An 11,563-nucleotide genomic window follows, 5' to 3' on the forward strand; every position below is an offset into this window, starting at 1 on the left:
GAGTAACCTGTTCAACACGAGTTCTCAGACCGCTACGTCCACTCGAGACTGCGGACCCGGCTTCTACAACAGTCATGGATTCGTGGCGGTGTGGCCGTCCGGTGGAAACATGTCGGAGTACGTCACCTTCCCGTCCGACCCCCTCCAGTACCCTGCCCCCGCTGCGCTGGCTGCACCTCGCGCAGACGGCGACGCTGCGCGCGCACAAGGAACAAATCCGGACGGTGAGAGCTACGGAACCGGCGAGGCCGCGCAGGCAGATGCTGAACTCCCTGACCTGGTCAGCGCCATCGGTACCGATGGTGAGCTGGGGTACGTCAGGTCGGACGATTTGGTTGGTTCGGTAGTCGACGCTGCCGCGACGCCAGCTCCCCGGACGATTCCCCTGCTGTCACAGACCGGGGACCCCATCGGGTCGTTCCAGATCGGTTAGCATCTTGATCGTCGCCTCTGGCCTCGGCGCTTCGGCGGCCGAGGCCAGAGTTCGTTTCAGCCTAAAGGAGACGGTATGGCTCAATACTGGGGCGATTACCCGGTCGCGGATGACGAGGGTGAAATACCTGAAGGTCTGCCCACGGGTCGATACGTACCGCTCGTCGCCAACGGTCATGGGGCGTTGACTGCCTGGGCTGCGGGTCCGGGCCGATGCTTTCGGACGTCGTATCCAGCGGCGCTGCATCCGCCCGTGAAAGTGTCACGCGGTCACCAGGCAACCGGTGACCCGCAGGAAGTTTGGTTCGAGGCCTTCACTGAAGAAGATTTGCGTGCACAGAACGAGGACATCAATGCATACTTGGCCTCGGCAGGAGTTCGTCCACAACCGCGGGGTTACAAGTGGCACGTGCTGGTCCCCGACAACATCGTGAACGAAGATGCCCTCGAAGACGCGTTACGAGACAAGAACAATTATGTGGATCCCGTAGAAGTCTTCGAATCCATTGCACAGCTGTACGGAAATTTGTTCCGGTCCTGACCTTGCGAGCCGCCAATTTTCCTTGGCAGAGACAGAGGACGTGCGACCCCTCCTGTCGCCGTTTTGGTGTACCCGGTGGAAGTGTCTCGCCAAAGGAACCCGGGGCCGGACGTACACCGTGATGGGAGCTAATCGCTTAACCCGCAGGCGAACTGAGGTGCCGGTAGAGGGTGGCGCGGCCGATTCCGAGTACTGATGCGATTTCGGTTTTGGGTGTGCCGTCGTCGAGCATTCTGCGGATGTGACGAGCTTTGTCGGCGTCGATCTTGGCTGGTTGGCCACCGATGCGGCCGCGGGCTCGTGCGGCTGCGAGGCCGGCCATGGTGCGTTCTTTGACGAGGTCTCGTTCGAATTCGGCGAGGGAGCCGAAGATGTTGTAGGTCAGGCGTCCTCCGACTGTCGAGGTGTCGATGCCTTCGGTGATGCTGCGCAGTGTTGCACCTTTGGTTTCGATGAGGTTGACGGTTTCGATGAGGTGGCTCAGTGAGCGGCCGAGTCGATCGAGTCGCCATACTGCGACGACGTCGCCGGCGCGCACGCTCTCGAGGAGCAGCTGCAACTGAGGTCGGTCTTTGTCTGCTCCGGATGCGACCTCTTCCCAGATGCGGAAGCAGCCGGCGGCTGTCAGTGCGTCTCTCTGTAGATCCAGCGACTGATCGGTGGTCGAGACCCTCATGTATCCCAAAACGGCGCTCACGAGGATGACTGTCTCAGAAACGGCCGACAAGGCACAGGCGGCGCGTCAGAGCTTGAGACAGGTTTCTGAGACACATCACGATTGAGTCTCGATATCGATCCTGTCAGTTTCAGGAGTCGCGTTCACTGTGTCAGAAGTCGAATGCACTGAGCGCCAGCAATTGATGTGGGTTCGGCTCCTACTCCGGCTCGTCGGCGTTAGTGTTGCCTATGGGCATGTCGAAAGTGGTACCTGCGCTGCCGGTACGAGACATCGACACCGCTGTAGAGATATACGTCCGCGCGTTCGGCTTCACGACCCGGTACACCGACCCGACTTTCGCGAGACTTACCCGCGACGACGTCGAGATCCACTTGTGGGCCGCCGACGACGACAGCTGGAATACCCGTTCAGACCCTGCGGCATGGCCGGTATGCAGCGGAGCCGAGACGTTCCTTGCCGGCACAGCCAGCTGCCGCATCGCCGTGGACGAGATCAACGACCTTTACGCCGAGATGTCCCGCGCGGGAGTGCTCCATCCCGCAGACGCGGGTCGTCCCGTCTCGACGGACTGGGGAACGACGGAGTTCGCAGCTGTCGACACCGACGGCAATCTGATCACTTTCCATACCGATGAAAAAAGCCAACACGAGCCCACCACGGCAGGCAACGGCGCACCCTGACCGCACCCTCGAGCAGAAACTCGATGACCCGGACGTCCGTCGACGCGCTACGCGTGGTCATCGTCCTGAAATAAGCGCATGCTGGACTTGTCCACCCGCGCGCAGTCAGGCGACGGTCAGATAGATCAACGCGACATTGAGTGCGACGACGATTCCCGCGATGAGCCATGCCGCGTATGCCGTGATCCGGTGATTGACATCGCCGCCCATCAGGATGCGGTCCGAGGTGAACCGCACCAAGGGAATGAGCGCGAACGGAATACCGAAGGACAGGACGACTTGTGAGACGACCAGTGCCCGACTGGGGTCGACCCCCGCGGCCAGAATTGCCAGTGCGGGAACAAGTGTCACCAGTCGTCGCACCAGAATCGGAATGCGCTGACGTAGTAGGCCGTCCATGATCATCGCGCCGGCGTATGCCCCGACCGATGTCGATGCCAGGCCCGAGGCCAGCAGGCCCACCGCGAACAGCAGCGCTACCACCGGCCCCTGAGTGTCTCCTACTGCTGTGTGAGCTCCTTCGATGGAATCGACGCCCTCTCGGCCTCCCAGCGTCGAGGCCGCCAACAGCAGCATCGACATGTTCACTGCACCGGCCAGCAGCATCGCCAACCCGACATCGATCCGGGTGATCCGCAACAACCGCTGCCGGACAGGCCCTGCCTCGGGGTGTCCGTGCCGGTCACGTGCAAGGCCGGAGTGCAGATAGACCGCGTGCGGCATGATCGTCGCACCGAGCATAGCGGCGGCTATCAATACGCTTTCCGCGCCGTCGAACCGCGGAATCAACCCGGCGGCAGCGGCGGTGAACGATGGCGGTTCCACGACGACGCTGGCAAGAAATCCGACGGCGATGACACCGAGTAGACCGAGAATCACGAACTCGAACGGGCGCTGGCCCCGGCGATCCTGGACCAGCAACAAGATCATCGATACGGCTCCGGTGATGAGGCCGCCGATCAGGAGCGGCAGGTCGAAGAGCAAGTAAAGAGCGATCGCACCGCCGACGATCTCTGCGAGGTCGGTCGCCATGGCGACCACTTCTGCTTGCCCCCAATATGCCAGTCGCACACTCTTGCTCGACTTCTCGCGGACCACTTCGGGCAGTGTCATTCCGGTGACGATGCCGAGTTTGGCGGAGAGGAACTGCACGAGGCCGGCCATCACGTTCGCGGCGACGATCACCCAGACCAGCAGGTACCCGAACTGCGCGCCGGCGCTGACGTTGGAGGCGACATTGCCGGGGTCGACGTAGGCGATCGCGGCGACGAAAGCAGGACCGAGCAGAACGAGGCCAGACCGAAACCTCGAGGGCGGCCGAGACGATCGGCGCTGCAGCACAGACATGACCACACCCTCCGGCACCAACAATATGTCAGAACCCTGAAAATATAGTTCGGCCTCCCGAACAATGCAATGCGGCGTGGCGGTTCGGCGACATCACGATCAGATGGGCAGGATCACTGCACTGACGAATTCGTTGCGGATCCAGGCGATGAACAACCCCCACACCCCGGTCAGCAGTGCGATGCCGACGGCGATCATGATGACACCGCCCGCCACCTTGATCCTCTGAGAGTTCCTCCGAAGCCACCCCACACCGCGCATCGCCGAACTCGAACCGAACGCAAGAACGACGAACGGTAGGCCGAGTCCCAGGCAGTACGCGACGATGAGAGTGACCCCGCGGGCTGCGGTTGCACCTTCGGTGCCTGCCGCCACGGACAGCACGCCGGCAAGGGTCGGACCCAGGCACGGCGTCCAGCCGAGCGCGAACACCCCACCGAGCAGCGGCGCTCCTGCAAGGGACGAGATCTGCCGGGGTGCGAATCGGGTGTCGCGTTGCAGTGCGGGTATCAACCCGATGAACGCCGCACCCATGATGATCGTGATGACCCCGCCCACGCGTTGGAGTACTTGCTCGTTGATGCGCAAGGTGCCGATGACTCCGAAGACCGAGGCTGTGGCGAGGACGAAGACGATGGTGAACCCGGCGACGAACAACGACGCTGCACCGGCCACACGCCAGCGATTCACGAGACCCGTCGACGACGTACCGGCGGTCGCGGTGCTGGGTGTCCGGGCATCGGCTGACTGAGCCTCGCAGGCCGATTGGGTGCCGCGGGCTGATTGGGCGTCGCGGGCTGATTGGGCGTCGGCGCCGGCGATGCCTGCCAGGTAGGACAGGTATCCCGGCACCAGCGGCACCACGCACGGTGAGGCGAACGAGACCAACCCGGCGAGCATGCATGCCGCGATCGCCAGCAGTAGGGGCCCACTCGATGCCGCGTTCTGGAACGTCGACCCGATGTCTTGGGCGAGAAGAGTCGTCATTCCGCGGCTATCCGTTCGACGACGGGAAGCAGGTCTTCGGTGAGCAGGGCTCGCATGAAGACCGCGGCCACCCGGTGCTGGCGATCGAGTACCAGCGTCGAGGGAATGACGCTGGTCGGATAGTTCCCGCCGAGGGCGATCAGCGTCCGCATCGAGGGGTCGTAGATCGAAGGGTAAGTGACGTTGTTGTCGACCACGAAGTCCTGCGCTTTGTCCTTCTGCGGATCTCGGACATTGATACCGAGGAACTGCACACCGCGCTCACGGGTGGCCTCGTAGACCTCTTCGAGGTCGTCGGCTTCGCCGCGGCAGGGGCCACACCATTGACCCCAGAGATTGATCACGACGACCTTTCCGTCGTAGTCCGCCAGAGCGGTCGTCTTGCCCTCCTCCATCAGATCGGGGCCGGCGAGCTCGCCTATGGTTCCGCGTGTTTCGGGAGGGTCGTAGACGATGTCGGTTCGGCCACCGGGCGCGACGAAGTCGAAGCTCCCGCCGGACGGTGCAGCGTCGGCACCAGCGGAGCATCCGGAGATCAGTAGTACGACGGCAAGAATCGATCCGATTGCCGCGGTGGGCGTGCCGCCTTGTCGTCGAGTACCGACCCACACGGGTAGGAAACGTGTCATGAGGTGAAGTCCTTTATTGCAGTGCGGATCTGGTCTGTCGTCTCGAACACTGTCGGGTCGGTGATGCGCTCGATCGTTCCGTCCGGGCGGACGAGAAAACTCAGGGGAAGGACCGGCGGTGCCGAGAGCGCGTCCTGGACGCTGCCGCCGTCGATGTAGTTCGGATAGCGGATGCCCAGTTGCGTGAGCAGCGCGGCCGCGTCCGCGGGTCGGTCCTCGACGTTGATTCCGATGACTGGGATCGCGTCGGGTTCTGCGGCGTAGGCATCGACTACGGGCATCTCGGTGCGGCACGGGCCGCACCAGGATGCCCACAGGTTGATCAGCGTCACCTCGCTGCCGAGAACGTCGACGAGATCGACATCGTCGGCACTGCCGATGCAGCGCGCCATCACTCCCGCCAGCGGCCCACCTTCGTGTGGCACCGGCTGCGGACACAGCGGTAGCGCTGTTGCTCGTGCCGCGTCATCCGGCGGGCGGGACAGTGTGGGTTCGGGTCCGACCGGCGCGACATTGTTGGCGATGACGTCGGATGGGCCGCCCTCGACGCCACCGGAGCGGGGCCACAGTGCGACGATCGATGCAACGACAACGACGAGCATGACGATCGACCAGCCGCGCGTCATCGCCGTGACCTTCTTTCTCGAGAGATCGGCAGAGGGGCGAACGGTACGTCGCGGATCATAGGAGCGTGGACCAGTACGACCAGAAACGCTGCGCGATCAGGGCGATGAGGACGAGAAACCACACGGTCAGCGCAATCGAGTGATTGCGCATCAACACTCCCGCCCACTGCCGCCGGCCCGCACTCGGAGCCCCGCGGTCGAGGTTGCGCAGCGTGACGTACCAGAAGATCGGTACGGTGACCGCCCACACCGCCATGCAGTACGGGCACAGCGCGCCGATGTCGTAGAGGCTCTGCACGATCAGCCAGTGCACGAAGACCGCAGCAGCAGTGACACCGACCTGCAGTGCACTCCAGAACCACTGCGCGAACACGGCTCCGGCGAGCAGGGCGGCACCCACTGCCGCCACGACGGCGAAGCCCGCGATCCCGAGAAGGGAATTGGGAAATCCGAACGCAGACGCCTGCGGGGTGTCCATCACCGATCCGCAGTTGAGTACCGGATTGATACTGCAGGTCGGGGCGTAGGCGGGATCGAGCGCAAGGGCGAACTTCTCTACCGTGAGTACGAACGCGGCGGCCAGTCCGATCACGCCTCCTACCAGCAGCAGCCAGGGCAGGCTTCGGGCGAACGGTCCGCTGCGTCGGGTGAGAGCGGCTGCGCGGTCAGCCGAGTGCAGCGTCGAGGGCATCGGTGAGGTCTCCGTAGGTGGTGGGTTCGATCTTGGTGCCGTTGAGGAAGAACGTCGGGGTGCCCTGGACGCCGAGCGCGATCCCGTCGGCGACGTCGGCCTCGATGCGTTCGAGCGTCGCAGGGTCGGTGTAAGCGGCATCGAAGGCGCTCATGTCGAGTCCTTGCTCGACGGCGAAGCTCCGAAACAACTCGTCCTGCGGAACCTGCTGTTCGCCCCACTGCGCCTGCGTCTCGTACATGCGCTGATACATGTCCTCGAAGCCGCCCTGCTGTGCTGCGGCTTCGACAGCGCGTGCGGCGCGTTCGGCATTGAAGTGCGAGGCGATGGGAAAGTAGCGGGCCACGAAGCTCACCCGGTCGCCGTACTCCTCACGCAATTGTTCGATCGCTGGGTAGACAGACCGGCAGGCCTCGCACTCGAAGTCGAGGAACTCCACGAACGTGACCCGGCCGTCGGGCACCGAGTTCAACCGATGACTGTTCTCGCGCACCGCGATCGAGGCAGGGTCGGCGGCGGCCTGCTCGGCGGCGGCAGCATCCGGCGTGCCCGATCGGTCCACCACCAGAAATACAGCCAACGCGGCGGCGAACACGACCACCAGGGACAGGGAAATCTTCAACGCTCGGCTCATACAACTACCTTCTCGACTCGTTCGGACTGATCAACGGGCCCGATATGGGCGTTTCGACCCGTTGTGAGACTAACAATCGTACGAACGTCGACCGAAAGGTCTTCCCTGACGATCGCATGATTGTTAGATTGTGCCCATGGCCTTGGAACCTTTGGACTCGTGCGATCTGTTGTGTATGGACCTCCCTCACGCCGAGAGGGTGCGCGCAGCCTTGCCTGCTCTCGGCGATATCGAACCGGTCGCCGACGCTGCCCGAGCTTTCGGTGACCCCACCCGACTGACCATCGCGCTCGCGTTGAACGCCGGCGGGCAGATGTGCGGCTGCGATGTTGCGTGGATCGTGGGACAGAGCCAGAAGCTGGTCTCCCACCATCTCCGCAAACTCAAAGCCGCGGACGCCGTCACATCGAACAGAGAGGGAAAGTTGGTCATGTATTCGCTCACCGATCGCGGCGCCCGACTGCTCTCGATACTGACCGAGCCACTGGCCACCGCCTCGGCCACCGCTGATCTCACCGGGGTCGATCATGGCTGACGCGTGCTGCGGACCGACCCCCGCTGCGCCGACCACCGAACCGGCCGCCGACGGTACGGGCACGGCAGGTCCGGCTCCGACCGACGTACCCCAGAGGTTGTGGCAGGTCCGCGAGCTGCAACTCGCATCGGTAGCCGCGATCATCCTCGCCGCATCGTGGTTGCTCGGTCGAACGGGTGCCGATGCGGTCGCGACCGTCGGCGGTCTGATCGCTGCCGCGATCGCGGCCGTCACCTTCGTTCCCGCGACGGTGAGAAATCTGCGACACGGCCGCATCGGTGTCGGCACGCTGATGACGATCGCGCTCCTCGGTGCCATCGCATTGGGCCAGATCCCCGAGGCCGCGATGCTCGGCATCCTGTTTTCCGTCGCCGAGGGACTCGAGGAGTACGCGGTCACCAAGACCCGCCGCGGACTACGCGCACTTCTGTCCTTGGTGCCGCCGACAGTGTCGGTCCTGCGCGGTGGAACCGAGCAGGCCCTGCCCCCCGACGATGTCGTGATCGGGGACACCATGGTGCTGCGACCGGGCGAGCGAGCTGCCACGGACGGCACCATCGCACGCGGTTCGACGAATCTGGACGTGTCCGCGATCACCGGCGAGTCCGTGCCCATCGAAGCCGGTGTCGGCGACGAGGTGCATGCCGGTGCCATCAACGGCGGCGGAGCCATCGAGATCACCGTCACCGCGCCGGCATCGGAGAGTTCGCTTGCGCGCATCGTCCGCATCGTCGAACAGGCCCAGGACCGCAAAGGGGCCGGCCAGCGGCTCGCGGACCGGATCGCACGTCCCCTCGTGCCTTCGATCATGATTCTCGCCGCCCTCGTCGCCGGCGTCGGTGCGGTGCTCGGTGACCCCATGTTGTGGCTCGAACGCGCACTGGTGGTCCTGGTCGCGGCATCACCGTGCGCGTTGGCCATCTCGGTGCCGCTGTCGGTGGTGGCGGCGATCGGGGCTGCGAGCCGCAACGGGGCATTGATCAAAGGCGGTGCAGCAGTAGAAGAGCTGGGCCGCATCCGCGTCGTCGCCGTGGACAAGACCGGCACCCTCACCGCAGGACGACCGGAGGTCGTCGACGTCGTCACCGCTGCGGGAATCGGCCGCGACGCCGCGCTGGCCGTTGCTGCTGCGCTCGAAGCGCGCAGCGAGCATCCACTCGCCCGCGCCATCCTCGCTTCCGTATCGACCGTCGCGGCAGCCGATGATGTCACTGCCATCGCCGGACACGGCCTGACCGGCACCCTCGACGGAGCCGCGATCAGGCTCGGGAAACCGAGCTGGTTCGACACCCACCCCAGCTCCGAGGAGTTCCGCGCCGACGTCGCTCGTCTCCAAAGCAGCGGTGCCACAGTCGTTCTCGTCGAACGCGCCGGAGTCCTGATCGCTGCGATCGCCGTCCGCGACGAACTGCGGCCCGAGGCCGCCGAGGCTGTCCGCCAACTCACCGCGCTCGGTATCGACACTGCGATGCTCACCGGCGACAACGCACTCACTGCGCAGGCCCTGGCGACCCAGGCGGGTATCACCGCCGTCCACGCCGAACTACTGCCCGAGGACAAAGCGGCCCTGCTCGCCGACATCGCGGCCGGACGCAAGATTGCCATGGTCGGCGACGGCATCAACGACGCTCCCGCCTTGGCGACCGCAGATGTCGGTATCGCCATGGGCGCAATGGGAACCGACGTTGCCATCGAGACCGCCGATGTTGCCCTCATGGGGGAAGACCTCCGGCATCTACCGCAGGTGCTGGCCCACGCTCGGCATGCCCGCGGCATCATGGTCCAGAACATCGCCCTGTCGATCGCGATCATCGGCGTGCTCGTCCCACTGGCTGCCACCGGCGTCCTCGGTTTGGCGACTGTGGTGCTCGTCCACGAACTCGCCGAAGTCCTGGTGATCGCCAATGCGATTCGTGCCGCCCGCACCACACCGTTGGACGGGTTCGTCCCACCGCCTACGGCATCCGGTGCCCTCAATGTCACGATCGCACCCGCAGCGGCCTTCGAGGATGCCTGCTGCGCTCCGGCCCCGACGCCGAGGAACGCTGCGCCTCTCGCATCTGGGAACCTACTGGCCGCCACCACCGCACCGTCACCCTCGGCGATCGGAGCAGACGACGGCAGCAGCTCCGGGTGCTCGGATCGATGTACCTGCTGCACATCGACTCCCGCGCGAAGCGAACTCGGTCAGGGAAGGTAGAGACCTGCGGGCGGTGATCGGACTGCATGCAGGCTCTACGGGATCGACATGACCCCAGCAGCAGCGGCATCGACAACAGAGGTGCGCTGGCACCACCTCGAACGAACACACATCCTCTCGCAGCACTATCCGTGATTGCATGCTCTCAACCACGCCGCGATGGTGAAAGCTGCGGCGGTAGAACATGATCGGCGCGAATCCTGGGGTCAGGTGATCCGGATCGTGATCGCTGCTCCAGGATCGTGGTCGGGGCGATACCCGGCCGGTAACACCGGCCGGGTCGAGGCGGGACCGATGTCGCCGATGCCCATTCCGCAGGACCGTACGGACGCGCTGAGAGGCAGATAGCGGTCATCAGTTCAGGCCTGCGTAGGAGTGCAGGCCGGAGACGACCATGTTGATGATGAACAGATTGAACAGCATCGCCACGAATCCGGCGATGTTGATCCATGCTGCGCGGGTGTTGCGCCACCCGCTGGTGGCGCGGGCGTGCAGGTAGGAGGCGTAGACGATCCAGGTGATGAAGGAGACCGTTTCTTTCGGATCCCAGCCCCAGAACCGGCCCCACGCGGCTTCGGCCCAGATAGCGCCGAGGATAACGCCGACGCCGAAGAGCGGGAAGGCGAAGATCGTGGTCTTGTAGGCCACGATGTCCAGTGTCTGCGCGGAGGGCAGGCGGGCTGCGATCCGGCTCACGCGGCTGCCCGAGTCCTCGGGATGCTTCATGCGGATCAGGAACAGTATGCTCGCAACCCCGGAGATCAGGAACACCCCGCTGCCGAGCGAGACGATGGAGACGTGCACCGGCAGCCAGTACGACTGCAGTGCCGGTACCACCGGTGCTGCGTCGGCGTACAGCACGGTGCCGGCGACGAACAGCAGGATCAACGTCGGCACCAGAACGAACAACCACAGGGTGCGTAGCTGCGTCGAGCGCAGCACCACCAGTGCAGCGACTACACCTGCTGCGCAGGTGACCGAGACGAATTCGTACATGTTGCCCCACGGCGGCCTGCCGGTGGCGATCCCGCGAAGGATGATCGACCCGATATGCAGGGTCAGTGCCACCATCACCAGCCCGAGTCCGCTACGCCCGAAACGTTCGGATGGAACTCGCCGGGGTGCGTCGGGAATGCGTCCGGGCGTCGTCGACGTGGCAGCAATGATCCGAGCACGAAGTCGCTCCGTATTGTGCAGTTCCGCGCTACGGGTCGTTGCGAGCTGTGCGAGGAATGCGATCGCGGCGAGGAGATAGACCACGAAGGCGGTCTCGAAGCTGATGTCGCTCCACCGGGCGAGGGTGTCGTCGATCGGCATGGTGCTACACCGTTTCTCTGTCGTGGTTCTCGGACGGGCTCTGCGTGTGCGGCCAGATCTTCAACCGAAGGGTCTGGAATTCCGGTCCCCAGCCGGCGTGATCGGTGCGAGCCAGGCCACCCATGTCCACTGGCGAGAGACCGCGCTCGCCGGGGTGGACCCGGAACCAGACACGGCGACGTGTGATGACCAGGGACACCAGTAGTCCGGTCATCATCGTGACCGCGAACACGAGCACCCACCGCTGCGCGGGGTCGTATCCGAC

14 protein-coding genes and 1 pseudogene are annotated in these 11,563 nt (G+C 64.5%); 6 read left to right on the top strand and 9 right to left on the bottom strand.

Features of this window, described 5'->3' with window-relative positions; genetic code table 11:
• Positions 1 to 82: 82 nt before the first annotated feature.
• Together R4P47_RS16170 and R4P47_RS16175 are read left to right on the top strand one after the other, a co-directional pair.
• Positions 83 to 433: a hypothetical protein gene (locus R4P47_RS16170; RefSeq protein WP_094642703.1), complete on the top strand. Its 351-nt coding sequence runs from the start codon at positions 83 to 85 to the stop codon at positions 431 to 433.
• A gap of 75 nt (positions 434 to 508) precedes the next feature.
• A complete protein-coding gene (locus R4P47_RS16175) occupies positions 509 to 973 on the top strand; it encodes a DUF5956 family protein (protein WP_032373337.1) in 465 nt (154 codons plus the stop codon).
• A 136-nt stretch (positions 974 to 1,109) separates the two neighbouring features.
• On the opposite strand, the gene R4P47_RS16180 is transcribed toward R4P47_RS16175, so the two are convergent.
• Complete coding sequence (locus tag R4P47_RS16180; protein WP_094642704.1) at positions 1,110 to 1,670, bottom strand: recombinase family protein; 561 nt, start codon at positions 1,668 to 1,670, stop codon at positions 1,110 to 1,112.
• A 215-nt stretch (positions 1,671 to 1,885) separates the two neighbouring features.
• On the opposite strand from R4P47_RS16180, the gene R4P47_RS16185 reads away from it, so the two are divergent.
• Positions 1,886 to 2,332: a bleomycin resistance protein gene (locus R4P47_RS16185; protein ID WP_197077431.1), complete on the top strand. Its 447-nt coding sequence runs from the start codon at positions 1,886 to 1,888 to the stop codon at positions 2,330 to 2,332.
• Between the two features lie 105 nt (positions 2,333 to 2,437).
• Here R4P47_RS16185 and R4P47_RS16190 read toward each other — a convergent pair whose 3' ends face one another.
• The 6 genes from R4P47_RS16190 to R4P47_RS16215 all read right to left on the bottom strand — a co-directional run bounded on the left by R4P47_RS16190 (position 2,438) and on the right by R4P47_RS16215 (position 7,246).
• Positions 2,438 to 3,679, bottom strand: a complete 1,242-nt coding sequence (locus R4P47_RS16190; RefSeq protein WP_094642717.1) for an Nramp family divalent metal transporter — start codon at positions 3,677 to 3,679, stop codon at positions 2,438 to 2,440.
• Between the two features lie 99 nt (positions 3,680 to 3,778).
• Entirely contained in the window at positions 3,779 to 4,666 is an 888-nt protein-coding gene (locus R4P47_RS16195) for a cytochrome c biogenesis CcdA family protein (RefSeq protein WP_032373339.1), read from the bottom strand.
• Complete coding sequence (locus tag R4P47_RS16200; protein ID WP_080733221.1) at positions 4,663 to 5,295, bottom strand: TlpA disulfide reductase family protein; 633 nt, start codon at positions 5,293 to 5,295, stop codon at positions 4,663 to 4,665. Before R4P47_RS16200 ends, R4P47_RS16195 begins: the two co-directional genes overlap by 4 nt.
• Complete coding sequence (locus tag R4P47_RS16205) at positions 5,292 to 5,921, bottom strand: TlpA family protein disulfide reductase (RefSeq protein WP_008720130.1); 630 nt, start codon at positions 5,919 to 5,921, stop codon at positions 5,292 to 5,294. Before R4P47_RS16205 ends, R4P47_RS16200 begins: the two co-directional genes overlap by 4 nt.
• A gap of 55 nt (positions 5,922 to 5,976) precedes the next feature.
• A complete protein-coding gene (locus R4P47_RS16210) occupies positions 5,977 to 6,612 on the bottom strand; it encodes a vitamin K epoxide reductase family protein (RefSeq protein ID WP_008720128.1) in 636 nt (211 codons plus the stop codon).
• Entirely contained in the window at positions 6,587 to 7,246 is a 660-nt protein-coding gene (locus tag R4P47_RS16215) for a DsbA family protein (protein WP_008720127.1), read from the bottom strand. The genes R4P47_RS16210 and R4P47_RS16215 overlap by 26 nt, the downstream gene beginning before the upstream one ends.
• Positions 7,247 to 7,382: 136 nt before the next feature.
• On the opposite strand from R4P47_RS16215, the gene R4P47_RS16220 reads away from it, so the two are divergent.
• The 3 genes and pseudogenes from R4P47_RS16220 to R4P47_RS16230 all read left to right on the top strand — a co-directional run bounded on the left by R4P47_RS16220 (position 7,383) and on the right by R4P47_RS16230 (position 10,329).
• Entirely contained in the window at positions 7,383 to 7,781 is a 399-nt protein-coding gene (locus R4P47_RS16220) for an ArsR/SmtB family transcription factor (RefSeq protein WP_032373340.1), read from the top strand.
• Positions 7,774 to 9,981, top strand: a complete 2,208-nt coding sequence (locus R4P47_RS16225; RefSeq protein WP_317785191.1) for a cation-translocating P-type ATPase — start codon at positions 7,774 to 7,776, stop codon at positions 9,979 to 9,981. Before R4P47_RS16220 ends, R4P47_RS16225 begins: the two co-directional genes overlap by 8 nt.
• 48 nt (positions 9,982 to 10,029) lie before the next feature.
• A pseudogene (locus R4P47_RS16230) lies at positions 10,030 to 10,329 on the top strand (DUF3703 domain-containing protein).
• A 6-nt stretch (positions 10,330 to 10,335) separates the two neighbouring features.
• On the opposite strand, the gene ccsB reads toward R4P47_RS16230, so the two are convergent.
• Both ccsB and R4P47_RS16240 read right to left on the bottom strand, forming a co-directional pair.
• Entirely contained in the window at positions 10,336 to 11,298 is a 963-nt protein-coding gene (gene ccsB / locus R4P47_RS16235) for a c-type cytochrome biogenesis protein CcsB (protein ID WP_032373342.1), read from the bottom strand.
• A 4-nt stretch (positions 11,299 to 11,302) separates the two neighbouring features.
• A partial coding sequence (locus R4P47_RS16240) for a cytochrome c biogenesis protein ResB (RefSeq protein WP_317785192.1) occupies positions 11,303 to 11,563 on the bottom strand: 261 nt, incomplete at its 5' end.

The sequence above is a fragment of the Rhodococcus sp. IEGM 1370 genome (genome assembly GCF_033142325.1).
Classification (GTDB): Bacteria; Actinomycetota; Actinomycetes; order Mycobacteriales; family Mycobacteriaceae; genus Rhodococcoides.

Coding starts and splice junctions, on each gene's coding strand:
- R4P47_RS16220 (WP_032373340.1), top strand. CDS start 7,383: ATGGCCTTGGAACCTTTGGACTCGTGCGATCTGTTGTGTATGGACCTC.
- R4P47_RS16205 (WP_008720130.1), bottom strand. CDS start 5,921: ATGACGCGCGGCTGGTCGATCGTCATGCTCGTCGTTGTCGTTGCATCG.
- R4P47_RS16215 (WP_008720127.1), bottom strand. CDS start 7,246: ATGAGCCGAGCGTTGAAGATTTCCCTGTCCCTGGTGGTCGTGTTCGCC.
- R4P47_RS16200 (WP_080733221.1), bottom strand. CDS start 5,295: ATGACACGTTTCCTACCCGTGTGGGTCGGTACTCGACGACAAGGCGGC.
- R4P47_RS16195 (WP_032373339.1), bottom strand. CDS start 4,666: ATGACGACTCTTCTCGCCCAAGACATCGGGTCGACGTTCCAGAACGCG.
- R4P47_RS16175 (WP_032373337.1), top strand. CDS start 509: ATGGCTCAATACTGGGGCGATTACCCGGTCGCGGATGACGAGGGTGAA.
- R4P47_RS16190 (WP_094642717.1), bottom strand. CDS start 3,679: ATGTCTGTGCTGCAGCGCCGATCGTCTCGGCCGCCCTCGAGGTTTCGG.
- ccsB (WP_032373342.1), bottom strand. CDS start 11,298: ATGCCGATCGACGACACCCTCGCCCGGTGGAGCGACATCAGCTTCGAG.
- R4P47_RS16210 (WP_008720128.1), bottom strand. CDS start 6,612: ATGCCCTCGACGCTGCACTCGGCTGACCGCGCAGCCGCTCTCACCCGA.
- R4P47_RS16185 (WP_197077431.1), top strand. CDS start 1,886: ATGTCGAAAGTGGTACCTGCGCTGCCGGTACGAGACATCGACACCGCT.
- R4P47_RS16225 (WP_317785191.1), top strand. CDS start 7,774: ATGGCTGACGCGTGCTGCGGACCGACCCCCGCTGCGCCGACCACCGAA.